Annotated in this window: 25 protein-coding genes; 21 read left to right on the forward strand and 4 right to left on the reverse strand. The window is 65.9% G+C overall.

The genetic code is table 11. The features are described 5' to 3' along the window. Window positions 1-118 precede the first annotated feature (118 nt). A complete protein-coding gene (locus Q0Q02_RS23815; protein ID WP_367275034.1) occupies window positions 119-487 on the forward strand; it encodes a helix-turn-helix domain-containing protein in 369 nt (122 codons plus the stop codon). Window positions 488-804: 317 nt separating this feature from the next. Here Q0Q02_RS23815 and hmgA read toward each other — a convergent pair whose 3' ends face one another. Further along, window positions 805-2,157, reverse strand: coding sequence for a homogentisate 1,2-dioxygenase (gene hmgA / locus Q0Q02_RS12755; protein ID WP_293809934.1), 1,353 nt, complete (start codon window positions 2,155-2,157; stop codon window positions 805-807). A gap of 105 nt (window positions 2,158-2,262) precedes the next feature. On the opposite strand from hmgA, the gene Q0Q02_RS12760 reads away from it, so the two are divergent. From Q0Q02_RS12760 to maiA, 14 genes are all read left to right on the forward strand, one after another. Further along, a complete protein-coding gene (locus tag Q0Q02_RS12760) occupies window positions 2,263-2,697 on the forward strand; it encodes a MarR family transcriptional regulator (RefSeq protein ID WP_293809936.1) in 435 nt (144 codons plus the stop codon). 97 nt (window positions 2,698-2,794) lie between these two features. Further along, complete coding sequence (fahA, locus tag Q0Q02_RS12765; protein ID WP_293809937.1) at window positions 2,795-4,159, forward strand: fumarylacetoacetase; 1,365 nt, start codon at window positions 2,795-2,797, stop codon at window positions 4,157-4,159. 86 nt (window positions 4,160-4,245) lie between these two features. Beyond that, complete coding sequence (locus Q0Q02_RS12770; protein ID WP_293809939.1) at window positions 4,246-4,986, forward strand: GntR family transcriptional regulator; 741 nt, start codon at window positions 4,246-4,248, stop codon at window positions 4,984-4,986. A 127-nt stretch (window positions 4,987-5,113) separates the two neighbouring features. After that, the gene (locus Q0Q02_RS12775; RefSeq protein ID WP_293809941.1) at window positions 5,114-6,322 is read left to right on the forward strand and encodes an ABC transporter substrate-binding protein; all 1,209 of its coding nucleotides are present in this window, start codon (window positions 5,114-5,116) and stop codon (window positions 6,320-6,322) included. 92 nt (window positions 6,323-6,414) lie between these two features. Beyond that, window positions 6,415-7,317, forward strand: coding sequence for a branched-chain amino acid ABC transporter permease (locus tag Q0Q02_RS12780; protein ID WP_293809943.1), 903 nt, complete (start codon window positions 6,415-6,417; stop codon window positions 7,315-7,317). Between the two features lie 33 nt (window positions 7,318-7,350). Continuing rightward, complete coding sequence (locus tag Q0Q02_RS12785; RefSeq protein ID WP_293809945.1) at window positions 7,351-8,307, forward strand: branched-chain amino acid ABC transporter permease; 957 nt, start codon at window positions 7,351-7,353, stop codon at window positions 8,305-8,307. Further along, window positions 8,297-9,097 carry an ABC transporter ATP-binding protein gene (locus Q0Q02_RS12790; protein ID WP_293809947.1) on the forward strand — a complete coding sequence of 267 codons (801 nt, stop codon included), beginning with the start codon at window positions 8,297-8,299 and terminating at the stop codon, window positions 9,095-9,097. The genes Q0Q02_RS12785 and Q0Q02_RS12790 overlap by 11 nt, the downstream gene beginning before the upstream one ends. Then, window positions 9,090-9,803, forward strand: a complete 714-nt coding sequence (locus Q0Q02_RS12795) for an ABC transporter ATP-binding protein (RefSeq protein ID WP_293809949.1) — start codon at window positions 9,090-9,092, stop codon at window positions 9,801-9,803. Before Q0Q02_RS12790 ends, Q0Q02_RS12795 begins: the two co-directional genes overlap by 8 nt. A 30-nt stretch (window positions 9,804-9,833) precedes the next feature. Beyond that, on the forward strand, window positions 9,834-10,577 hold the full coding sequence (locus Q0Q02_RS12800; protein ID WP_293809951.1) for an SDR family oxidoreductase: 744 nt from the start codon (window positions 9,834-9,836) through the stop codon (window positions 10,575-10,577). A gap of 10 nt (window positions 10,578-10,587) precedes the next feature. Then, window positions 10,588-12,285, forward strand: a complete 1,698-nt coding sequence (locus tag Q0Q02_RS12805; protein ID WP_293809953.1) for an FAD-dependent oxidoreductase — start codon at window positions 10,588-10,590, stop codon at window positions 12,283-12,285. A gap of 14 nt (window positions 12,286-12,299) precedes the next feature. Further along, a complete protein-coding gene (locus tag Q0Q02_RS12810; RefSeq protein ID WP_293809955.1) occupies window positions 12,300-12,920 on the forward strand; it encodes a glutathione S-transferase in 621 nt (206 codons plus the stop codon). 24 nt (window positions 12,921-12,944) lie between these two features. Next, window positions 12,945-13,775, forward strand: a complete 831-nt coding sequence (locus tag Q0Q02_RS12815) for an SDR family NAD(P)-dependent oxidoreductase (protein WP_293809957.1) — start codon at window positions 12,945-12,947, stop codon at window positions 13,773-13,775. A 13-nt stretch (window positions 13,776-13,788) separates the two neighbouring features. Further along, window positions 13,789-14,559, forward strand: coding sequence for an SDR family NAD(P)-dependent oxidoreductase (locus Q0Q02_RS12820; protein ID WP_293809959.1), 771 nt, complete (start codon window positions 13,789-13,791; stop codon window positions 14,557-14,559). Between the two features lie 13 nt (window positions 14,560-14,572). Continuing rightward, entirely contained in the window at window positions 14,573-15,205 is a 633-nt protein-coding gene (maiA, locus tag Q0Q02_RS12825; protein WP_293809960.1) for a maleylacetoacetate isomerase, read from the forward strand. A 123-nt stretch (window positions 15,206-15,328) separates the two neighbouring features. Here the strand turns inward: maiA and Q0Q02_RS12830 are convergent, their stop codons facing one another. Then, complete coding sequence (locus Q0Q02_RS12830) at window positions 15,329-16,111, reverse strand: LuxR family transcriptional regulator (protein WP_293809962.1); 783 nt, start codon at window positions 16,109-16,111, stop codon at window positions 15,329-15,331. Window positions 16,112-16,246: 135 nt separating this feature from the next. After that, window positions 16,247-16,939 (reverse strand): GntR family transcriptional regulator, encoded by a 693-nt coding sequence (locus tag Q0Q02_RS12835; RefSeq protein ID WP_293809963.1) that lies wholly within the window; start codon window positions 16,937-16,939, stop codon window positions 16,247-16,249. Between the two features lie 177 nt (window positions 16,940-17,116). On the opposite strand from Q0Q02_RS12835, the gene aroQ (Q0Q02_RS12840) reads away from it, so the two are divergent. After that, window positions 17,117-17,584 (forward strand): type II 3-dehydroquinate dehydratase, encoded by a 468-nt coding sequence (aroQ, locus tag Q0Q02_RS12840; protein ID WP_293809965.1) that lies wholly within the window; start codon window positions 17,117-17,119, stop codon window positions 17,582-17,584. A gap of 35 nt (window positions 17,585-17,619) precedes the next feature. Here the strand turns inward: aroQ (Q0Q02_RS12840) and Q0Q02_RS12845 are convergent, their stop codons facing one another. Next, window positions 17,620-18,285, reverse strand: coding sequence for a TetR/AcrR family transcriptional regulator (locus Q0Q02_RS12845; RefSeq protein ID WP_293809967.1), 666 nt, complete (start codon window positions 18,283-18,285; stop codon window positions 17,620-17,622). Between the two features lie 324 nt (window positions 18,286-18,609). On the opposite strand from Q0Q02_RS12845, the gene Q0Q02_RS12850 reads away from it, so the two are divergent. The 5 genes from Q0Q02_RS12850 to aroQ (Q0Q02_RS12870) all read left to right on the forward strand — a co-directional run bounded on the left by Q0Q02_RS12850 (window position 18,610) and on the right by aroQ (Q0Q02_RS12870) (window position 22,100). Then, window positions 18,610-19,278, forward strand: a complete 669-nt coding sequence (locus Q0Q02_RS12850) for an amino acid ABC transporter permease (protein ID WP_293809969.1) — start codon at window positions 18,610-18,612, stop codon at window positions 19,276-19,278. A gap of 7 nt (window positions 19,279-19,285) precedes the next feature. Next, entirely contained in the window at window positions 19,286-19,927 is a 642-nt protein-coding gene (locus tag Q0Q02_RS12855) for an amino acid ABC transporter permease (RefSeq protein ID WP_293809971.1), read from the forward strand. Between the two features lie 45 nt (window positions 19,928-19,972). Continuing rightward, on the forward strand, window positions 19,973-20,806 hold the full coding sequence (locus Q0Q02_RS12860) for a transporter substrate-binding domain-containing protein (protein WP_293809972.1): 834 nt from the start codon (window positions 19,973-19,975) through the stop codon (window positions 20,804-20,806). A gap of 67 nt (window positions 20,807-20,873) precedes the next feature. Continuing rightward, window positions 20,874-21,605, forward strand: a complete 732-nt coding sequence (locus Q0Q02_RS12865; RefSeq protein WP_293810031.1) for an amino acid ABC transporter ATP-binding protein — start codon at window positions 20,874-20,876, stop codon at window positions 21,603-21,605. Window positions 21,606-21,650: 45 nt separating this feature from the next. Next, the gene (gene aroQ, locus Q0Q02_RS12870; RefSeq protein ID WP_293809974.1) at window positions 21,651-22,100 is read left to right on the forward strand and encodes a type II 3-dehydroquinate dehydratase; all 450 of its coding nucleotides are present in this window, start codon (window positions 21,651-21,653) and stop codon (window positions 22,098-22,100) included. Window positions 22,101-22,107 lie beyond the last annotated feature (7 nt).

Here is a 22,107-nt window from a genome sequence, read left to right on the forward strand (position 1 = left end):
CGCACCAGCACAAATGCCGGCGCTTCACTGGATGGGTTTCTCACCGCCGCGCACAACGGATTAAGATATGCAAATTTGCATGAAATTTGGCAAAGAATCAAGCGCCCTCTTGGGCGAGATGCTCGAAAAACAGCGGAAAATTGCTGGGATGAGCTATGCCGAGTTAGGCAAAGCGGCGGACGTACACTCAAGTCAGGCCAGCCGGATTTGCAGAGGGCAATTCAAGACACTGAGCGGCAACGTCCTGCAAATTTGCAGGGCACTAAAGGTCGCCCCAGCCTCTGCCAAGAAGCTGGGTGCACGACAAGTTCGCGTCGGGGCGAAAGAGAAGCTCGCACGAGCAGCCGCACAGAGCGTGCTCGCTCTGTGGGACCAAACTCCTGAAGGAGCCAACCGCGTAGTCCGGCTCCTAGACGATATCGTCGCCCTCGCAAGGTCGGAGCATAAGGTCGAAACGGGGATCGGCCCCCAACGCAGAGCTCAATGAACAAGTTGGCCTGCTGTCGGTTTGCCCCGTCGCGCCATCCGCCTTGCCGTTATGTAGCCCAATTAAACGTCGCAGGCTCCACAACGCTTAATCGGGCTACATACAGGCTTGTACGACGTTCAATCGGGCTACACCGCGCGGGCAATTGGGAGCCATATCGACCGGTTTCATTGAAGAATTTTGCGTCGCTGTGCCAATAATCGGGTTACGCCCCACTCCTGAGACCAACTCAGGATCGGCAGCCGATATGACTTGGCTACCGTCTGTTTGCCGTCTTGTTTATTCGGCCGCCTTGCGGCCGGCGCGCCCTCCCAAGCTCAAGGCTTGTTCGTATCGAAATGCTTGGTCAGCTTGTGGCCGTAGCCGCCATAATCGCGCTGGAGTGAATCCGAACCGGCGGCGAAGGCTGTGACCTGCTGCGGGAACCGAGTCTCGAACATGAAGGCCAGCGTGCCCTCGAGCTTGTGCGGCTTCAATTCGACATTGCTCGCCTTCTCGAAGGCATCCATGTCCGGCCCGTGCGGCAGCATGGTGTTGTGCAGCGAGATGCCGCCCGGCACGAAGCCGCCGCCGGTCTTGGCGTCGTAGACGCCGTAGACCAGCCCCATGAACTCGCTCATCACGTTCATATGGTACCAGGGCGGCCGGAAGGTGTTTTCGGCCACCAGCCAGCGATCCGAGAAGATGACGAAGTCGATATTGGCGGTGCCGGGCGTCTCAGACGGCGAGGTCAGCACCGTAAAGATCGAGGGATCGGCATGATCGTAGAGGATCGGTCCGACCGGGGAAAAGCGCCTGAGATCATACTTGTACGGGGCGTAGTTGCCATGCCAGGCGACGACATCGAGCGGCGAATGCTCGATATCGGCGGCCCAGAGATTGCCGCCCCATTTCACATACATCTTCGAGGGCGCGTCGCGATCCTCATAGGCTGCGACCGGTGTCAGGAAATCGCGCGGATTCGCGAGACAGTTGGCGCCGATCGGCCCCCGCTCCGGCAAGGTGAAGGCGCCGCCATAGTTCTCGCAGATATAGCCACGGGCCGGGCCGTCCCGGAGCTCGACGCGGATCTTCACGCCGCGCGGGATCACGGCGATCTCACCGGGCTCGATGTCGATGATGCCGAACTCGGTCCAGAGCCTGAGATCGCCCTGCTGCGGCACGAACAGCATCTCGCCATCGGCATTATAGAAGTACTCGTCCACCATCGAGCGCGTGATCAGGTAGACATGCGCGCCCATGCCGCCCTGGCTGCCGGCATCGCCGGCGGTGGTCATGCTGCGGATGCCCTCGACGAAAGAGATCGGCTCCGACGGGATCGGGATCGGGCTCCAGCGCAGCGGCGCGATCGGCATGTCGACCTCGCGGGCCGGCGCCGTGCGCCAGAACCCGGCATCGACCTTCCGGAATTCGTTCCAATGCGCCACGGTCGGCCGGATGCGGTAGAGCCAGGAGCGTTCGTTGGTGGTGCGCGGCGCGGTGAAGGGCGAGCCGGAAAGCTGCTCGGCATAGAGCCCGTAGGCGCATTTCTGCGGCGAATTGCGTCCCAGCGGCAGGGCGCCCGGCAGTGCCTCGGTCTCGAAGCCGTTGCCGAAGCCCGACATGTAACCGGTCGCGATGGCGCTCTCAGTCCTGGCGGCACCGGCATGGGCCGGGTTCTGAACGTTCATGATGGCGCCCTCTCCTCGCGACGGCCTTGGGCCGGCGGCATGCCCTGCGTGGGCTCTGTTCGAGATGGTTGCTTTGGTAACTGTCGATTTTGTAACTAACAAGGCATGTCGAAACTCGCGCTCGAACTCTTTCTGCCCTATCGCCTCAACCGCCTGAGCTCGGCTGTCTCGCAACAGTTCCGGGCGGTCTATGGGCCGCATCACGACCTGACCGTGCCGGAATGGCGGGTGCTGGCCACCCTCGCCCAGTTCGGCACCATGACGGCGAAGGCCATCGGCAAGCATTCCTCGATGCACAAGACCAAGGTCAGCCGGGCGGTGCGGGCGCTGGAGGAGCGGCGCTGGCTCGTCAGGCGCGAGAGCGAGCAGGACCGGCGCGAGGAAAGCCTGTCCCTGACGGCGTCTGGCCTACATGCTTATCGCGAGATCGTGCCCCGCGCACTGGCTTTCGAGGCGGGCATCCTCGCCGCGCTCGGCCCCCATGCCGAACCCTTGCTCGAAGCGCTCGCGCTGATGGAGGAGCGTTTCCCCGTCGATTGAGCGCCCCGCGTCCCAAGCGCTGGGGACAGAGCCCGGCCCACTCTTCCGACTAGGCTCGCTGCCGAACTGGCCGAGTCAGAACGGAACGGATGAGCCAATGCAGGGCAGCACTCTCGAAGCGCGGGCCGAAAACCCGCCTAGCCCCACCTCCTCCGCCGTCGCGCTCGACGCCAGCCACGATCCGGCCTTGCGGAGCTGGGTCAAGTCGGCGCGGGATCATGCGGAATTCCCGATCCAGAACCTGCCCTTCGGCGTGTTCTCGCCCGAGGGCGAAGCGGCTCGCGGCGGCGTCGCCATCGGTGACGAGATTCTTGACCTGGCGGCGCTTGCGGCGTCCGATCTCTGCGCAGGCTTGGAGGAGATCGTCGCAGCCGCCGCAGCTCCGACCCTGAACGGTTTCCTTGGCCTCGGAACGGCTGCCCGGAAGCGCCTGCGGGCGCGGCTCTCGGCCCTGCTGGCGGAAGGCTCGCCCGCGCAGGCTACGCTGAAACCGATGCTGCATCCGGCACGGAATTGCACGCTCGGCCTGCCTGCGCGGATCGGCGATTACACGGACTTCTATGCCGGCATCCAGCACGCCATGAATATCGGCTCGCTGCTGCGGCCGGACAACCCGCTCTTGCCGAACTACAAGCATATCCCGATCGGCTATCACGGTCGGGCCTCGTCGATCCGGCCTTCGGGGGGGCCGTTCACGCGGCCCAACGGCCAGCGCAAGCGGCCGGACGAGACGCAGCCCAGCTTCGGCCCCTGCCGCAATCTCGACTACGAGTTGGAGCTGGGCATCTGGATCGGTCCCGGCAACACGCTGGGCTCCGCCATTCCGATCGACGAAGCCGATGACCGGATCGCCGGCTTCTGCCTGCTGAACGACTGGTCGGCGCGCGATATCCAGGCCTGGGAATACCAGCCGCTCGGCCCCTTCCTGTCCAAGGGCTTTGCCACCACGATCTCGCCCTGGATCGTCACGCCGGAGGCGCTGGCGCCCTTCCGGAAGGCTCAGACGCCGCGCCCTGAAGGCGATCCGGTAGCCCTGCCCTATCTCAGCCCAGCCGATACCACTGCACCCCATGCGCTCGACATCACGCTGGAGGTCTTCATCGAGACCGCTTCCATGCGCGCGAACGGCCTGGCGCCGCACCGGCTCTCGCTCGGCAGCACGCGCGATCTCTACTGGACGCCGGCGCAGTTCGTCGCCCATCACAGCTCGAACGGCTGCAATCTCGAACCCGGCGATCTCTTCGGCTCCGGCACGATCTCTGGCCGCGACCCCGGCTCCTTCGGCAGCCTGATGGAGATCACACGCGGCGGCCGCGAGCCAATCGCGCTGCCCAATGGCGAAAGCCGGACCTATCTCGTCGACGGCGACGCGATCGTCATGCGCGCCAGCGCCCGGCGCGAGGGCTTCGCCGATATCGGCTTCGGCGAGTGCCGGGCCGAGGTGCTGCCGGCGCGCGGCTGAAGCAAACGCCGCTGTCCCCTGCTCTGGTGACAGCGGACGCGGTATGGCTTCGGCATCATCGGATCGACGCTGCCTTCGGGGATCGCATGCAGAAGCGCTTCACACTCGCTGCTTCGGAGCAGCCGCCGGGAGACGCCGAAAAGGGTACGCTCGGTCGGCGGCGCTCCGGCGATGCCTATGAAACCCTGCGCAACGCCATCCTCTCCGGCGAGATACGCCCGAACGAGCCGCTGATCGAGGCGGATATCGCGGCTGCGCTCGCCGTCAGCCGCACGCCGGTGCGCGAGGCCTTGCAGCGGCTCGCCGTCGAGCAGTTGATCGTGCCGCGCCGCCGCGGCTGGGCCGTGCGCGAGATCACCGCCGTCGAGGCCAGCGAGAATTCGGAAGTCCGTGCCGCGCTGGAGGGTTATGCCGCGCGGCTCGCCGCCGAGCGGGCAACCGATGACGAGATCGCGGCCGTCGCGGCCGTGCATGCCCGCCGCGTCGCCAGCGACCCGGCCGACGACCGCACCCGCGTCGAGACTAATCGCGAGTTTCACGGCATCATCGTCAGCGCCGCCCGCAACGAGAAGCTGCGTGACGCGATCCTCCGCTCGGGCCGGTTCTATTTCAACGGCTCGGTCGCCCGGATGACCTCGCCGGCCGAATTCCGCCTCAGCAACGAGGATCACGAGATCATCCTGCAGGCCCTGCTGGCACGCGACGGCGACCGGGCGGAGCAGGCGATGCGCAAGCACATCATGCGCACCTTCCATATCTTCCGCGAGCTCTCCTACCCCGCCCATGGCGCGCCTTCGCTGGCGCCGCTGCATGGCTCGGAAGGTTAACCGCCGCGATGTCCCACGTCGCTGTGACAGATGCCCGCCGCCGGCCCGCTATGATCCCCACAGGATCGGGCCGCCATGTGCCGACGACCTCAACGACACAACAAGCCGACGACCAGGGAGAGAGACGATGAGCGTGAACAAGACCGCAGCCGGCCTGACGCTGGCCGCCAGCCTGCTGATCGGGGCCGCAGCCGGCGCGCAGGAGCCGGGCATCACCGACAAGGCGATCAAGATCGGCATCTTCGGCCCGCTATCGGGCCCGAACATGGCCTATGGCTTCGACGTCGTGAACGCCGCGAAGATGTACTACGACAAGATCAACAAGGAAGGCGGCATCCACGGCCGCAAGATCGAGTATGTCGTCGAGGACGATCGCTGCAACGCCAATGACTTGGTTGCGGCGGTGAAGAAGCTGGTCGAGCAGGAAAACGTCTTCATGCTCAATGGTGGCTCGTGCTCGGCCGCCGTCGTTGCCGCCAAGGACTATGTCGTCCGTAACAAGGTGCCCTACCTGATGCTGAACGCATCGGGCGACGGCGCGCTGTTCCCGCCGACCGACTACATCTTCGGCGCCTATTCGATCTCGCAATACGCCGTCGGCGGCGCGATGGTCGAGTTCGCCGCCAAGCAGTTCGGCGCCAAGAACGTCGCCTATATCAACCATGACGACGCCTATGGCGCCTGGAACCTGGAAGGCTCGAAGAAGGACGCCGAGGTCAACGGCGTGAAGCTCTCGGTCGAGTCGATCAATCCCGGCATCAACGACGTCACCGCGCCCTTCCTGAAGGTGCGCGCCGCCAATCCGGACGCGATCCTGCTGGTCACCTATGCCCGCCCGGCGGCGCTGCTGATCAAGAAGGCGGCCGAGATGGGCTTCAACAAGCCGATCATCCTTTCGGTCACCGGCACGGCGAGCTTGAACCAGCTCGCCGAGAATGTCGGCAAGGACGCGCTCAAGAATTTCTACACCCAGGAAGTCATGATCGACTCCCCCGGCGGCGCCAAGCTGAAGCCGATCTACGACATGTACAAGGCGGCCTATCCGGAACTCGCGGCCAAGCCCGACCATCCGCAGACCTACATGCCCTATGGCATCCCGCCTGCGATGTCGCTGGTCAAGGCGCTGCAGGATGCCGGCCCGAACCCGACCCGCGAGAAGGTGCTCACCGCGCTGAAGACGCAGGATTTCGACTCGGGCGTCATGGCCGGCCGCATGCAGTTCGGCCCGGAGCAGCGCGCCGCCAACCGCTCGACGATCTTCATCAAATATGACGGCACGACGATGGCCCCGCTGCCGGGCGTCTTCACCAGCCGCTGGACCTACCAGGCGAAGTGATCGCTACGGGCGGGCCATTCGGCCCTCCCTCATGAGACCGGGCGGCGGTATTCGCGCCGCCGCCCTTCCCTGACCTGAGCATCGGGCCGGATATGGACCTGCAACTCGCGCTGATCTTCCTGCAGCAAGGCATCGCCTCGGGCCTCGTCTCGGGCAGTGTCTATGCCCTGCTGGCGCTCGCCATCGTGGTGATCTTCAAGACCTCGGACGTGCCGAACTTCGCCCAGGGCGAGGTCTTCATGGCGGCGGGCTATGTCGCGCTCTACCTCTTCGTCTTCCAGAAGATGCCGATCTGGGTCGTGCTGCCGGCGACGCTGGTCGTGGCCTTCCTCGCCATGGCGCTGTTCCGCCGTTTCGTGCTCGATCAGGTCGCGAAATCGGCCAAGGACCTCGTCTATCTCGTCATCGCGACGCTCGGCCTGTCCTATGTCCTGAAGGGCCTCGTGCGCCGCACCGGATTCGGCGACACGCCGCGCTCCTTCCCGGCGCTGGTGCCGACCGATTCCATCATGATCGGCCAAGCCTCGGTGACGCTGCTCGACCTCGCGATCTTCGGCACCGCCGTGACGGTGATGGCCGCCTTCTTCTGGATGTTCAACTACACCAAGACCGGCCGGGCCATGCGCGCCGTCGGCATGAACCCGAAGGCCGCCCAGCTCGTCGGCGTCGACCTGCGCCGTTGCCATATGCTGATCTGGGGCCTGTCGGGCGTGATCTCCGCCATCGCGGCGCTGCTGATCTCGCCGAAGATCCTGATGACCGCCGATATGGGCTCGATCGTCATGCTCGCCTTCGCGGCGGCCATTGTCGGCGGCTTCTCTAGCCTGCCCGGCGCCGTGGTTGGTGGCTTCGTTATCGGCATCGTCGAGAACATGGTCGGGCTGTTCATCTCGTCGCGCGCCATCGTGCTCGCGCCCTTCCTCGCCATCCTGATCGTGCTCGTCCTGCGTCCGCAGGGCCTGTTCGGCGGGAAGCTGACGATCAAGAAGGTCTGAAGCCCCGTGTCGTCGCCTCCTCTCGCATCACCAGTGCCGGCAAGGCGCGCGCTCTCCGGCACCGCCCTGATCGGGCTCGTCGCGGCCGTGATCGTCGCCGTTGCGCTACCCGTCTTCACCTCGGGTTATGTCGTCTACATCGCCAACCTGCTGCTGGTCTTCGTGGTGCTTTGCCTCGGCCTGCACATCGTCATCGGCGAGACCGGCCAGTTCTCGATGGCTCATGCCGCCTTCTACGGCATCGGCATCTATGCGAGCGCGCTCGCCAACCGCGCGGTCGACCTGCCCTACCCCGTCGCCATGCTGTTCGGCGCGCTGGTCGCCGGCGCTGTCGGACTGTTCATCGGTGCGCTCGCGCTCCGGATGCGCGACATCTATCTCGCGCTCGCCACCTTCGCCTTCGGCGAGGCGATGCAATGGGTCTTCGCCAACTGGGACAGCGTCACCAACGGCCCGAACGGCCTCCGCATCAGCCCGGCCCGCTTCGGGCCGATCGAGATCCTCAGCGACAAGCAAGCCTATCCCTTCGTGCTGTTCTTCTGCCTCGTGATGATCGGGCTCACCGTCGCGATCTCGCGCTCACGGCTCGGCCGTTCCTTCCGAGCCGTGCGGGAATCCGAGGTCGCGGCGATGGCGATGGGCATCGACGTGCGCCGCGCCCGCATCGTCTCCTTCGGGCTCTCGGCTGCGATCGCGGGCTTCGCCGGCGGCATGTTCGGCCTGTTCCAGACCTTCATCCACCCGGACAGCCTGGGCTTCCAGACCACGATCCTCGTGCTCACCATGGTCGTCGTCGGCGGTCTCGGCTCGATCGCGGGCGCCATCGGCGGGGCGATCGTCTTCGGGCTGATCTCGGAGGTGCTGCGCCAGGCGCCGCAATACCAGGAGATCATCTACGGCGCGATCCTGATCCTGTTCATGATGTATGCGCCGCGCGGCCTCTTCGCCTTCATCGGCGACCGCATCCGGGAGGCGCGCCATGGTCGCTGAAAACATGGCCGCTGAGACCGCCGCCCCCTTCCTCGATGTCGAGGGCCTCACCATCCGCTTCGGCGGGCTCACCGCCGTCGGCGGGCTCGACATGGCCGTCGCGAAGGGGTCGATCCATGCGCTGATCGGCCCCAACGGCGCCGGCAAGTCGACGACCTTCAACTGCATTTCGCGCTTCTACACGCCGAGCGAAGGCCGCATCACCTATGACGGGCGCGACATCACCCGCATGCCGGCCCGCGAGATGGCGGGTCTGGGCATCGCCCGCAGCTTCCAGAACCTCGAACTCTTCGGCGAGCTCACCGTCTTCGAGAACGTGCTGATCGGCGCCCATGTCCATGCCGGCCGCTCCTGGCGCGACGCGATCAGCGCCCGCCCGCGCGGCATCGTCGAGCATGTCGATGAGTTGCTGGAGCGCACGGGCCTGACCTCCTACGCGCAGACCAAGGCGCGCAATCTCGATTTCGGCCACCAGAAGATGGTCGAGATCGCCCGCGCGCTCGCCATCCGCCCCAAGCTCCTGCTGCTCGACGAGCCGGCCGCCGGCCTGCGCAACCGCGAGATCGCGGCGCTCGACCGCCTGCTCTGCGAATTGCGCGAGCGCGACGGCCTCACGATCCTCCTGGTCGAGCATGTCATGCAGTTGGTCATGTCGATCTCGGACAGGATCACGGTGCTGAGCTTCGGCACCAAGATCGCCGAGGGCACGGCCGCCGAAGTGCGCGCCAACCCGGCCGTGATCGAAGCCTATCTCGGCCGCGAGGCGGCCCATGAGGCAGCACATGCCTGATCTTCTCGAAATCGACGGCATCTCCGCCGCCTATGGCCGCATCCAGGCCTTGTCGGACGTCTCGCTCAAGGTGCCGGAGGGCGCGATCGTCGCCCTGCTCGGCTCGAACGGTGCCGGCAAGAGCACGACGCTCAACACCGTCTCGCGCCTCGTGCCGGTGACGAAGGGCAAGATCCGCTTCGCCGGCGAGGAGATCCAGTCCAGGGCTTCGCATGAGGTCGTGTCGGCCGGCGTGCTGCAGGTGCCCGAGGGTCGCGAGGTCTTCCGCGACATGAGCGTGCGCGAGAATCTCGACATGGGCGCCTATCGCCGCAATGACACCGCCGGCATCAAGCGCGATCTCGACCGGGTCTTCGAATATTTCCCCAAGCTGAAGGAAAGGCTCCAGCAGAAGGCCGGCACGCTCTCGGGCGGCGAGCAGCAGATGCTGCTGATCGGCCGGGCACTGATGGCCGGCCCGCGCCTGCTCCTGCTCGACGAGCCCTCACTCGGCCTCTCGCCGGTGCTGGTGCAGCAGATCTTCGCGATCATCGAGCGGCTGAACAAGGACGGGCTCACCATCCTCCTTGTCGAGCAGAACGCGGCGATCGCGCTGGGCTGCTCGACCTATGCCTACATCCTCGAGAACGGCGAGATGGCCCTCGAGGGACCTTCCGAAAAACTGCGCCAGGACGACAGCGTCCGCCGCACCTATCTCGGCGGCTGAGCCGAGCTATACGCAGACAGGAACCGGCTCATGGCTACGCCGCAAGATAAACCCATCGCCCTCGTCACGGGCGGCGCTCGCGGGATCGGCCGGGCCATCGTCGAGCGGCTCTGCGCCGACGGCTTTGCGGTCGGCATCCTCGACCGCGAGGCGGAAATTGCGGCCGCGCTGGTGGCGGAACTCACGGCGCAGGGCCACAGCCTCTTCTTCGAACCGGTCGACCTCGCCGATCACGCCGGCCTCGCCGCGCTGGCCGAGCGGCTGCCTGTGGCACAGGTGCTCGTCAACAATGCCGGCATCTTCGAGAACAAGCCGTTCTTCGATCTCGCAGCGAGCGATTTCGGCCGGATGATGGACGTCAACGTCACCGCCCTCTTCCTGCTCTCGCAGGCGGTGGCGCGGCGGATGGAAAGGGGCGGTCGTATCGTCAACATCGCCTCGCGCACATTCCTCGGCGCGCGCAACCACGCCCACTATGTGGCGTCCAAGGCGGCCGTCGTCGGCTTGACCCGGGCGATGGCGATGGAGCTCCTGCCGCGCGGCATCGCCGTCAATGCGGTGGCGCCGGGCGGGGTCGCGACCGAGATGGTGGCGAAGCAGTCGGAAGAGGCGCGCGCCGCCCTGCTCGCCCAGCAGCCAACGGGAGCGCTCGCGGCGCCGGAGGACATCGCCAACGCCGTCGCCTTCCTCGCCTCGCCGCGCACCAATTTCATTTATGGCCAGGTCCTGCTCGTCGACGGCGGCAAGTCGCTCGGCGGCGGCATGGGCGGCTGAGGACATGGCGATGAGCGAGAGCTTCGACGAAATCCGCGACGTCGTCGTGGTCGGCTCGGGCGCCGGCGGGATGTCGGCGGCGATCACCGCCGCCAAGGCCGGGCTCGACGTGCTGTTGATCGAGAAGAGCGACTATATCGGCGGCAGCACCGCCGTCTCGGGCGGCGCCATGTGGGTGCCGGAAAACCCGCATGCCGCCAAGGCCGGCCATGCCGATACGCGCGAAGCGGCGATGACCTATCTCGAAGCCGTGCTGGGCAACCGCCTGCGGCCCGATCTGGTGCGTGCCTTCCTCGACAACGGGCCCGAGATGGTCCGCTTCTTCGAGAGCGCGACGGCACTGAAATTCGAGGCGCGCGCCTATTCACCGGATTATCAGCCCGAGCAGCCCGGCGCTTCCAAGGGGGGGCGCACGATCGATCCTGCTCCTTATGACGGCAACGAACTTGGCGCCGATTTCGCTCTGCTGCGCCCGCCGCTCAAGGAATTCACCGTGCTCGGTGGCATGATGGTGAACCGCAAGGATATCGACGCGCTGGTCGGCCGCTTCCGTAGCCTCGCGAATTTCAAGCACAGCGCGAAGCTCCTGATCCAGTACGGTCTCGACCGCCTGCGCCATCCGCGCGGCGCACGTCTCCTGATGGGCAATGCGCTTGCGGGACGCCTGCTGAAATCGGCGCGGCAGGCGGGCGTCGACATCCGCACGCAGACGCCGGCCGGCTCGCTGATCGTGAAGGACGGCACTGTCATCGGCCTCACCGTCAAGGGCCCACAGGGCGAGCGCTGCATCGGTGCACGGCGCGGCGTGGTGCTGGCGAGCGGCGGCTTCCCGGCCAATGCCGTGATGCGCGGCGAGCACATGCCGCATGCTGAGGTCCATCGCTCGATGGCGCCGAAGACCGATACCGGCGACGGCATCAATCTCGGCCTCGCGACGGGCGGCGCCCTGCGCGACGACAATATCGGCGCGGCCTTCTGGACGCCGGTCTCGGTGCTGAAAAAGCCTGATGGCAGCGAGGTGCAGTTTCCGCACCTGATCCTCGACCGGGCCAAGCCTGGCCTGATTGCGGTCGACGGCAAGGGCAACCGCTTCGTCAACGAAGCGACCTCCTATCACGGCTTCGTCGAGGCGATGCATGCCAGCGGTGCCGTGCCCGCCTTCCTCGTCTGCGACAGCGTTTTCTTGCACAAATACGGGCTCGGCCTCGTCCATCCCGGCCTCAAGACGCCAAAGGCCTTTGTCGAAGCCGGCTATCTGTTTGAAGGCGACAGCATCGCGGCGCTCGCCGGCAGGATCGGCGTGCCGATGCCGGCGCTGGCCGCTGCGGTCGCCGGGATGAACGACGCCGCGCGCTCGGGCTCGGACGCCGCCTTCGGCAAGGGTTCGAGCGAATACAACCGCTATCTCGGCGACCCCAACAACAAGCCCAATCCCTGCCTCGGGCCGATCGAGACCGGGCCGTTCTACGCGGTAAAGGTCTGGCCGGGCGATATCGGCACCGCGACCGGCCTGACCTGCGATCCACAGGCCCGCGTGCTCGGCCGCGACGAGCGGCCCGTCGCCGGGCTCTATGCCACCGGCAACGACATGAACTCGATCATGGCGGGCGCCTATCCCGGCGCCGGCATCACGCTCGGCCCCGCGCTCACCTTCGGCTTCATCGCCGGGCGCGCGCTCGCCGCCGAGACCGACCATCTGCCCCGTTGAGAAAGATCGCCGCGATGAAGCTCTATCAGTCCACCACCTCGCCCTTCGTCTTGAAGGTCCGCATCGCCGCCGCCGAGCTCGGCCTGCTCGACCGGATCGAGATGCTCGACGTCTCGCAGGAGTACAAGGCAGGCGGGCCATTGGCGCGCGAGCAGAACATCATCAAGACCAATCCGCTCGGGCAGGTGCCGACCCTACTGCTCGACGACGGCACGACGATCGCCGATAGCCGCGTCATCTGCGAATATCTCGACGGGCTCGGCGGCGGTTCGCTGTTCCCGGCCGAGCCGAAGGCCCGCTGGAACGCCCTGACCGAGCAAAGCTATGGTGATGGCCTGCTCGATGCTGCGCTAGCCGCGCGCTACGAGGGCCTGCTACGCAGCGAGGAGCAGCGCTGGCAGCGCTGGATCGACGGGCAGCTCGCCAAGGTCCATGCCACGCTCGACCTGATCGAGGGCAAGGCCGCCGGCTTCGGCAACCGCGTCGATATCGGCACGATCACCTTCTACTGTGCGCTGTCCTATCTCGACCTGCGCTTCACCGACCTGAACTGGCGCGAGGGCCGGCCGCAGGCCGCCGCCTGGTTCGCCAAGATCGCGGAACGTCCCGCCTTCGGCGGCCAGAAGCTGGGCTGAGGCCAACGCGAGCAGGAGGCGACGATGGCTGCGAATCTCGGGCTTGCCGGCCGGATCGTCCTGATCACCGGCGGCGCCTCCGGCATCGGGCGGGAATGCGCGCTGGCACTGGCGCGCGAAGGCGCCGCCGTCGCCATTGCGGACGCGAATGAGCAGGGTGCGACGGACACCGTCTGCGAGATCGCGGCGCTCGGCGCCCGCGCGGTCGCCATCAGCTTCGACGTGCGCAGCCCGACCGCCACCGAGACGGCCGTCGCGGCGATCGAGCGCGATCTCGGCCCGCTCGACGGGCTGATCACGGCGGCCGGCATCTCCCGCCCTGCCCCGGCGACCGAATTGGCCGCCGAGAGCTGGGAAGCGGTGATCGGCGTCAACCTCTCCGGCACCTTCTATTCCTGCCAGGCGGCGGGCCGGCGCATGGTGGAGCGCGGGCGCGGCGTCATCGTCACGATCGGCTCGGTCTCCTCGCTCGGCGGCCAGTCCGGTCGGGCGCATTACTGCGCCTCGAAAGCCGGCGTCGTCGGGCTGACACGCGACCTCGCCGTCGAATGGGGTTCGCATGGCGTGCGGGTGAACTGCATCGGGCCGAGCGCGACCGATACGCCGATGATCCGCCGCGGCATCCCCGAGAGCTTCGTCTCGGGCGTGATGGAGGATCGCACGCCGCTCGGACGCTTGGCGCAGCCCTCCGAGGTCGCCTCGGTCTGCCTGTTCCTGCTCTCGGACCTCGCGAGCTACGTCAACGGCGCGCTGATCATGGCCGATGGCGGCGTCTCGGCCGGCTTCTTCACGCGCGGCCATGGCCGCGACTTTTCGTCCAAGGCCCTGCTCGCGCAGGGCGTCTACAGCGAATGAACCGGAGACCGACATGAGCAAGCTCGCCCTCGTCACCGGCGCCGGCCGCGGCATCGGCGCGGCCATCGCCCATAAACTCGCGGCCGATGGTTGGCGGATCGCGGTCTGCGACCTGACGAAGGAGCCGGCGGTCGCGGTTGCAGCCACCCTGTCCGGCTCCGGCCATAGCGGCTGGGCGGTCGATGTCTCCAGTGAGGCTTCCGTGGAGGCACTGTTCGATGCGGTCGAGGCTGCGCATGGCCCGGTGACCGGACTGGTCTGCAATGCCGGCGTGCTCCTGATGGCGGCCGATGGCGAGCGGCCGACCATCTTCGACATGACGCTGGACGATTGGGAGAAGACCCATGCCGTCAACACGCGCGGCGTCTTCCTGAGCATCCGGGCCTATGCCCGCCGCCGCCGCGCAATGCCTGTCGAAGGCGGGCGTGTCACCACGACGAGCTCGGTCGCGGCCGAACTCGGTGGCTATCGCGGCTCGGCGAGCTATATCTCATCGAAATCGGCGATCCTCGGATTCACCAAGGCGATGGCGCGCGAGTTGTCGTCGCTCGGCATCACCGTGAACTGCGTCGCGCCGGGCGTGATCGACGCGCCCATGCTTGCCGCCGCAACGCCGCGCTCGGCCGCGCCGGGCTCGATGGACGCGCTGGCGCAGGCCGTGCCGCTCGGCCGGCTCGGCACGCCGGAGGATATCGCCGGGGCGGTGTCTTTCCTGCTGTCTGAGCAGGCCTCCTACATCACGGGCGCGACGATCGACGTCAATGGCGGCTACCGCATGGCCTGACTGGGGGAGCGACATGATCCTGCACGGCTATTTCCGTTCTTCCGCTGCCTGGCGCACGCGGATCGCTTTCAACCTCAAGGGCGTGACGCCGCAGAGCGTGATCCACAACCTGCGCGACGGCGCCCAGAACGAGCCTGCCTATGCGGCGATCAATCCGCAGAAGCTGATCCCGGCGCTGGAACTCGATGACGGCACCGTGCTCACGCAGTCGCTGGCGATCATCGGCTGGCTCGATCGCGAGGTGCCGCAGCCGCCGCTCTTCCCGGCCGACAATACCTTGCGCGCCCGCGTCGAGGCCTTCGCGCTGGTCATCGCCTGCGAGACCCATCCCTTCCAGAATCCGAAGATCCAGAAGCGCCTGCGCAGCAAGGGCTTTTCGGAAGCCGACGTGCAGGATTGGCTTACCACCGCAATGAGCGAGGGCCTGAGTGCCTGCGAAAGGCTGATCCAGGACCAGCCCGGTCCGTTCTGCTTCGGCGCTGCGCCGACGCTGGCCGATATCTGCCTCGTGCCGCAGATCGGCAGCGCCCGGCGCTACGGGATCGACCTTGCGCCCCATCCGAAGCTCGTCGCGATCGACGCGCATTGCGCCGCCCTGCCCGCCTTCATCGCGGCAAGGCCCGACCGGCAGCCGGACGCCATCTGAGCCGGCTTTCCCGTCATTGCGAGGAGGCAAAGCCGACGAAGCAATCCAGGGGGCTGGCTGATCAGTTCACCCGGTCTCCCTGGATTGCTTCGCTACGCTCGCAATGACGGAAGGCGCTGAGCCTCACATCAGGATGCGCATCAACTCGTTCTGCGATGAGATGTTGAGCCTTGCATAGGCGCGCTTGCGATAGGTCAGCACGGTGTTGATGCCGACGCCGAGTTCGAGCGCGATGCCTTCCGAGGTCAAGCCGGCCGCGACGAGCGCGCAGACATCGCGCTCGCGCTTCGACAGGCCGGGCGCGACCTTATCGAGCCGGGTGTGGAAATCCTTCGCGGCGCCACGGCCGCCCGCCGGCTTCGTCACGTCGTAATGCCGCCAGAGTGCGGCCATCAGCAGTGGGGCGCTCTCGACCAGATTGGCGATCTCGGCCTCGCTGAAGCTTTCCTTGCGGCGGCGATAGATGCTGAGCCTCATCGTGCCGGCCTCGCGGCGTTGCAACAGCGAGAAGCGCTCCGACAGCCCGACCGCGAGATAGCATTCGCTACGATAGGCCGAGCTTTCGATATCGCCGGCCTTCATCCGCACGCCCCAGCAATCGGCTTCGCCGCCGTCGTCGAGGGTGATCGCGTTGGCAGGGTCCGCGCGCCAGTGCCGGGAGACGTAGCGGCGGGCGATCTCGAGCGCCGGCTGCCCGGAATTGTAGTGGTTCTCGGCCAGCAGCGTATGGACCTCGCCGTCGGGAGCCGCGACGAAGGCGGTCACGATCTCGGTGCCGGTGAAGCGCCGGGCGATGTCGAAGAGACCTCTGGAAAAATCGGAGCGGCCGACGCTTTCGATCACGCGCGGCATGGTCGCCAGGATACTGCGCGCGGCTACGGCCTGCTGGATGGCCACAAGCTGCATTCGAACCTCCCGCCGGCCCCTCTTTCGACCCGGCTCGGAGCCGGCGGCGGAGGCCGTTTCAGGTCTACAGCGTTAACAGTATCCAACTTCGCATGCAAACTTTCGGATGATCCCGGGCCGGCGCGGCAGGTGTTTTCAACCGACCAGACCGCGCTCCAACGCCATGTCGATGCAGCCATGGATATGGCCGTGCAGCAGCCTTTGCGCCCTGGTCGCGTCGCGGTTGAGCGCGCAGTCGAGCAAGGCCTTGTGGTCCTCGGTCGAGGTCGGCCCCCAGAAGATGAAGAAGACCATCTGGTAGCGCAGATAGCGGTCATAGATGCCGGCATGGAGATCGAGGAGCGCCTTCGAGCCGCAGGCCGAGACCAGCGCCTGATGGAACTCGAAATCGTAGCGCTTCCAGGCTTGCGTGCCGGACTCGTCGCCCGCGAGCAGGCGCTGCTCCATCCGGGCGAGCTTGTGATGGGCGGCGACGACGCGCCCTTCCCACTCGACATCGCCGGCCCGGAAAGACTGCGCCAGCGCGTGGCTCTCGATCAGCAAGCGCAGATCCGCCAGTTCCTTCAGGTCCGTCGCCGAACAGGGGGCGACCTGGAAGCCGCGCTGCCCTTCCGCAACGACGAGCCCTTCCGGCGCCAGCCGGTTCAGGATTTCGCGCAAGGTGCTGATGCCAACGCCATAGACCGATTTCAAGCGGTCGAGCGGCAGGCGCTGGCCGGGCTGGAGCACGCCGAAAACGATGTCGTGCTTGATGCGCTCATAGGCCTGCTCGCCGGTGGAGAGGACCGGGATCTCGTCGCCGCCGATCTCGAATGCCGCGTCCGTCATGCTGCTCCCTGCCCTCGCGCATTCCTGTCCGGTGACAACGCTACGGGCCGCCCCGCGATCGCGTCTATAAATCAACTGATGATCTATGAATTATCAGTTGATCTCATTTTCATCTTGTATCACGTTTCCCTCAGAACATGCGAGCGGGGTCATCAGAGCCTCGCCTGGGAGGATGTCATGGCGGATAAGGAAGCGGCGGCATCGCGCCGGATTTTCATCCTGAATGGCCCCAACCTGAATCTGCTCGGGCAGCGCGAGCCGCACATCTATGGTTCGACCACACTCAGCGAGATCGGCGAACGCTGCGATGCGAAGGCGCGCACGCTCGGCTTCACCATCGATTTCCGCCAGACCAATTTCGAGGGCGAACTGGTCGAAAGCGTGCAGCAGGCGCGGCAGGAGGCCTGCGGGATCATCATCAATCCGGCCGGCTACAGCTTCACCTCGGTTGCACTGCTCGACGCGCTCAAGATGTTCGACGGCCCGAAGATCGAACTGCACATCTCGAATGTGCATGCGCGCGAGAGCATCTATCACAATTCGCTGGTCTCGCGGACCGCGACCGGCATCATCATCGGCCTGGGCGCCGCCGGCTACGAGCTCGCCATCCAGGCGATGGCCGGCCTCGTCGCGGCGCGGAACTGACGGCGGTGGCCCTGCCCTTCCGCCCGGGCAAGGCTTCAGGCGCGCAGCATGCGCAGCAGGGTATCGATCGCGGCAGCGCGGCGGCGCGCCAAAGCCTCGGGCGCGCCCATGTCATGGCCGAAGACCTGGCGGATGCTGGCGCGGTTGGAGACGTTGTAGAAGGCGAGCGCGCTGATCGTCAGGTGGATGTCGATCGGCTCGATCCCCGGCCGGAACAGCCCCGCCGCCACGCCGCGCTCATAGGCTTCGCGGATCATGTCGATGGCGGAGAGGTTGAGCGCCGCGATCCGGTCGGAGGTCGCGAGATGGCGGGCATGGTGGATGTTCTCGACCATGACGAGCCGCACGAAATCCGGGTTCTCGGCGTGGTAGTCGAAGGTGAAGCCCGCCAGCAGCGTCATCGCCTCCACAGGCGGCAGGCTGGCGAGATCGAGGCTGCGCTCGAAGCCGCGGATGCGCTCGTACATCTCCTCGAGGACGGCGCGGTAGAGCCCCTCCTTGTCCCCGAAGTAATAGTAGATCATCCGCTTGCTGGTCGCGGTGCGGGCCGCGATCTCGTCGACCCGCGCGCCGCTCAGCCCGTTCTCGACGAATTCCTCCTTCGCGACAGTGAGGATGTTGCGGCGCACGCCTTCCGGATCCTGCGTCCAGGACGCCGGCTTGCGGCCCGTTCCCTTCGGCGCCGACGCTGCCTTGCTCATGCTTCCTCCACAGGAACCGGCCCGAAAGTCGGATCGCACCCATTGAAATGGACAAGGCGGTACATTGCACTTGACCAAATGAACTAGATGGTACAATTAACATGTCGTCGGCAGAGCGCAAGCCGGCGAAGCTGAAGACAAAGGTACCCGAAAAGAGGTGCCGCGACTGCGGACGGGAACCGGATCGACCCTTTTGAGAAGGTCGACCGCGACTGCATCGGACCGAAAGGTGGTTTCCACTTTTCGGATGAATCCGACGCAATACCAAGGAGATAGATCATCGTTCTCGCGCCCCGTGGCGCGCGCGATGATCTAGGGAGCGCCATGAACTACAAGCTCGATTTCACGCCGGTGATCGACGGGATGCCAGCCCTGCTGATGGGCTGCCTCGGCACTTTCCTGCTGGCACTCGCCGGCATGGCGCTGGCCATTGTTATCGGCGTCGGCGGCGTGATCCTGCGCGACTCCAGGATCGCTCCGGTGCGCTGGCTGGTGAAGGCCTTCGTCGAGCTCATCCGCAACACGCCCTTCCTGGTCCAGATATTCTTCATCTATTTCGCCCTGCCGCTGGCAGGCCTGAGGCTCGACCCGACGCCGACCGCCATCATCGCGCTCGGCATCAATGGCGGCGCCTATGCGATCGAGATCATCCGCGGCGGCGTCCAGTCGATCAGCAAGGGCCAGATCGAGGCCGGCCTCGCGCTCGGATTGCACAAGGCGCAGGTCTTCCGCCTGATCGTGCTGAAACCAGCGCTGCGCGCGATCTTCCCCTCGCTCACCAGCCAGTTCGTCCTGCTGACGCTGACCACCTCCATCGCCTCGGCGATCTCGGCCTATGAATTGACCTCGGTGGCGCAGCGGATCGAATCCGACAGTTTCCGCTCCTTCGAGGTCTACGGCACGATCACACTGTTCTACCTCGTGATCTCCTGGGTGATGATGCGCTTCTTCGCGGCGATCTCGACCCGCTACTTCAGCTATCCGGTGAAGTGAGGGCGCGATGGGATCGAACGAATTCCTCTTCCTGCTCACCGGCCTGAAATGGACCGTCCTGCTCTCGCTGGTCGGCTTCGTCGGCGGCGGCGTGTTCGGGCTCGCGATCGCGCTGATGCGGGTCTCCGAGCGGCCCCTGATGGAGCGCATCACGGCAGGCTATATCGCGCTGTTCCAGGGCACGCCGCTGCTGATGCAGCTCTTCGTGGTCTATTACGGGCTGGCGCTGGTCGGGCTGAAGCTCGATGCCTGGATCGCGGTCGCGATCGGCTTCACGCTGCATGCCAGCGCCTATCTCGGCGAGATCTGGCGCGGCTCGATCGAGGCCGTGCCGAAGGGACAGACCGAGGCCGCCAAGGCGCTAAGCCTGAACTACGTCTCCCGCATGCGCGACGTGATCCTGCCGCAGGCGATCCGCATCTCGCTGCCGGCGACGATCGGCTTCCTGGTCCAGCTGATCAAGGGCACCTCGCTTGCCGCGATCGTCGGCTTCACCGAGCTGACCCGCGCGGGGAACATCGTCTCCAACCAGATCTTCCAGCCGCTCCTCGTCTTCGGGATCGTCGGCATCCTCTACTTCCTGCTGTGCTGGCCGCTCTCGCTCTACGGCTCGCATCTCGAGCGCCGCATGGCCATCGCCGCGCGCTGACCCGTTCACCGCCTGAACCAACCAAACACCAAGAGGGAGAGAAACATGACGAAGTCCAAGACCACCCGTCGCAGCGTCCTCATCGCCGGCGCTGCCGCTCTGGCGATGCCCGCCCTGCTCGACACCCCGGCGCAGGCCGTCACTCCGGCCGAGATCAAGGCCAAGGGCAAGATCGTCGTCGGCATCCAGGGCGACAACCCGCCGTGGGGTTTCGTCACCAGCGCCGGCAAGCAGGACGGGCTCGACGCCGATATCGCGACGCTCTTCGCCAAGGAACTGGGCGTGCAGGTCGAGTTCGTACCGCTCGAGGTCAACAACCGCATCCCGGCGCTGACCACCGGCCGCGTCGACGTGCTGTTCGCGACCATGGCGATGCTGCCCGAGCGCGCCAAGGCCGTGCAGTTCTCCAAGCCCTATGTCGCCAACACCATCGTGTTCATCGGTCCGAAGAAGGACAAGATCACCACCAACGAGGACATGGGCCGCTACACGATCGCCGTGGCCAAGGGCGCGGCGCAGGACACGCAGGTGACCAAGAACGCGCCCGCCAGCACGACGATCCGTCGCTATGACGGCGACGCGCCCTCGATCCAAGCGCTCGTCTCCGGCCAGGTCCAGGCGATCGGCGGCAACATCTTCTACATGCAGCGCATCGAGCAGGCCCGCCCCGGCGAATTCGAGAACAAGCTCGAATTCCAGAACCTCTACAACGGTGCCTGCACCCGTCTCGGCGAGAAGGAGATCAACGCCGCGATCAACAGCTTCATCGACAAGATCAAGGCCAATGGCGAGCTGCAGAAGGTCTACGACAAGTGGATGAAGGTGCCGGTGCACAAGTTCCCGGACAGCCTCGAAGGCATCACCTTCACCGCGAGCTGACGCCTCGGGAAACGGGAGCAGGGCCATGAACCAGCCAGCCGCTCAAAGCGCCGCTTCGACGGATACCATGATCGCCATGACGCATGTCGAGAAATGGTATGGCGAGTTCCAGGCCCTGACCGATATCAACCTTGCGGTCCGCAAAGGCGAGCGCATCGTGCTTTGCGGACCGTCGGGCTCGGGCAAGTCGACGCTGATCCGCTGCATCAACCATCTGGAGAGCTACCAGAAGGGCGAGATCCGGGTCGGCGGCACGAGGCTCGGCGACGACGCGAAGACCATCGACGCGGTGCGCCGCGAGGTCGGCATGGTCTTCCAGCATTTCAACCTGTTCCCGCACATGACCGTGCTGGAGAACTGCATGCTGGCGCCGATGCGCTCGCTCGGCGCCAGCAGGGCAGACGCCGAGGCCACCGCCCGCCAACTGCTCGGCCGGGTCAAGATCCTCGAACAGGCCGGGAAATATCCGGCCCAGCTCTCGGGTGGCCAGCAGCAGCGCGTCGCGATTGCCCGCGCGCTCTGCATGAGGCCCAAGGTCATGCTGTTCGACGAGCCGACCTCGGCGCTCGATCCCGAGATGGTCAAGGAAGTCCTCGACACCATGATCGCGCTCGCCGAGGAGGGCATGACCATGATCTGCGTCACCCATGAGATGGGCTTCGCCCGGCAGGTGGCGAACCGCGTCATCTTCATGGCCTCCGGCGCCATCGTCGAGGAAGCCCCACCGGAAGCGTTCTTCCACAATCCACGCCATGAGCGAACCCGGAAGTTCCTCGGCGAAATCCTCAGCAAGCACTGAAACACCCGTCCGGCTTGGCCCGGACACCTCAACGGAATGCGATCGATGTCCCGCCTCGTCTATGTCCTGAACGGCCCGAACCTGAACCTGCTCGGCAAGCGCCAGCCTCATATCTACGGGCACGAGACGCTGGCCGATGTCGAGTGCGACTGCCGCAAGCTCGCCGAGGAGCTGAAGCTGGAACTGCGCTTCCACCAGTCGAACCGCGAATACGAGCTGATCGACTGGATTCACGAGGCGCGCGAGGACGGCGCCGGCATCGTCATCAACCCGGCCGCCTTCACGCATACCTCGGTCGCGCTGCTCGACGCGCTCAACACCTTCGAGGGGCCGGTGATCGAATGCCATATCTCGCAGGTGCATAAGCGCGAGGCCTTCCGGCACCATTCCTATGTCTCGCTGCGCTCCGACGGCGTCATCGCCGGCTTCGGCACGCAGGGCTATCAGCTCGGCTTGCGACGCATCGCCAAGCTGATCGACGACGCGGCCGCGTGAGGATCGC

This window comes from uncultured Allobosea sp. (assembly GCF_945956895.1).
Classification (GTDB): Bacteria; Pseudomonadota; Alphaproteobacteria; order Rhizobiales; family Beijerinckiaceae; genus Allobosea.

Excerpts from the sequence above, each read along its gene's own strand:
- Q0Q02_RS12810 (WP_293809955.1), top strand. The coding sequence starts at position 12,300 with ATGAAGCTCTATCAGTCCACCACCTCGCCCTTCGTCTTGAAGGTCCGC.
- Q0Q02_RS12760 (WP_293809936.1), top strand. The coding sequence starts at position 2,263 with ATGTCGAAACTCGCGCTCGAACTCTTTCTGCCCTATCGCCTCAACCGC.
- hmgA (WP_293809934.1), bottom strand. The coding sequence starts at position 2,157 with ATGAACGTTCAGAACCCGGCCCATGCCGGTGCCGCCAGGACTGAGAGC.
- Q0Q02_RS12850 (WP_293809969.1), top strand. The coding sequence starts at position 18,610 with ATGAACTACAAGCTCGATTTCACGCCGGTGATCGACGGGATGCCAGCC.
- Q0Q02_RS12815 (WP_293809957.1), top strand. The coding sequence starts at position 12,945 with ATGGCTGCGAATCTCGGGCTTGCCGGCCGGATCGTCCTGATCACCGGC.
- maiA (WP_293809960.1), top strand. The coding sequence starts at position 14,573 with ATGATCCTGCACGGCTATTTCCGTTCTTCCGCTGCCTGGCGCACGCGG.
- aroQ (WP_293809974.1), top strand. The coding sequence starts at position 21,651 with ATGTCCCGCCTCGTCTATGTCCTGAACGGCCCGAACCTGAACCTGCTC.
- Q0Q02_RS23815 (WP_367275034.1), top strand. The coding sequence starts at position 119 with ATGCTCGAAAAACAGCGGAAAATTGCTGGGATGAGCTATGCCGAGTTA.
- Q0Q02_RS12860 (WP_293809972.1), top strand. The coding sequence starts at position 19,973 with ATGACGAAGTCCAAGACCACCCGTCGCAGCGTCCTCATCGCCGGCGCT.
- Q0Q02_RS12835 (WP_293809963.1), bottom strand. The coding sequence starts at position 16,939 with ATGACGGACGCGGCATTCGAGATCGGCGGCGACGAGATCCCGGTCCTC.
- Q0Q02_RS12770 (WP_293809939.1), top strand. The coding sequence starts at position 4,246 with ATGCAGAAGCGCTTCACACTCGCTGCTTCGGAGCAGCCGCCGGGAGAC.
- Q0Q02_RS12790 (WP_293809947.1), top strand. The coding sequence starts at position 8,297 with ATGGTCGCTGAAAACATGGCCGCTGAGACCGCCGCCCCCTTCCTCGAT.
- Q0Q02_RS12780 (WP_293809943.1), top strand. The coding sequence starts at position 6,415 with ATGGACCTGCAACTCGCGCTGATCTTCCTGCAGCAAGGCATCGCCTCG.
- Q0Q02_RS12865 (WP_293810031.1), top strand. The coding sequence starts at position 20,874 with ATGATCGCCATGACGCATGTCGAGAAATGGTATGGCGAGTTCCAGGCC.
- Q0Q02_RS12845 (WP_293809967.1), bottom strand. The coding sequence starts at position 18,285 with ATGAGCAAGGCAGCGTCGGCGCCGAAGGGAACGGGCCGCAAGCCGGCG.
- Q0Q02_RS12830 (WP_293809962.1), bottom strand. The coding sequence starts at position 16,111 with ATGCAGCTTGTGGCCATCCAGCAGGCCGTAGCCGCGCGCAGTATCCTG.
- Q0Q02_RS12820 (WP_293809959.1), top strand. The coding sequence starts at position 13,789 with ATGAGCAAGCTCGCCCTCGTCACCGGCGCCGGCCGCGGCATCGGCGCG.
- fahA (WP_293809937.1), top strand. The coding sequence starts at position 2,795 with ATGCAGGGCAGCACTCTCGAAGCGCGGGCCGAAAACCCGCCTAGCCCC.
- Q0Q02_RS12795 (WP_293809949.1), top strand. The coding sequence starts at position 9,090 with ATGCCTGATCTTCTCGAAATCGACGGCATCTCCGCCGCCTATGGCCGC.
- aroQ (WP_293809965.1), top strand. The coding sequence starts at position 17,117 with ATGGCGGATAAGGAAGCGGCGGCATCGCGCCGGATTTTCATCCTGAAT.
- Q0Q02_RS12800 (WP_293809951.1), top strand. The coding sequence starts at position 9,834 with ATGGCTACGCCGCAAGATAAACCCATCGCCCTCGTCACGGGCGGCGCT.
- Q0Q02_RS12775 (WP_293809941.1), top strand. The coding sequence starts at position 5,114 with ATGAGCGTGAACAAGACCGCAGCCGGCCTGACGCTGGCCGCCAGCCTG.
- Q0Q02_RS12805 (WP_293809953.1), top strand. The coding sequence starts at position 10,588 with ATGAGCGAGAGCTTCGACGAAATCCGCGACGTCGTCGTGGTCGGCTCG.
- Q0Q02_RS12855 (WP_293809971.1), top strand. The coding sequence starts at position 19,286 with ATGGGATCGAACGAATTCCTCTTCCTGCTCACCGGCCTGAAATGGACC.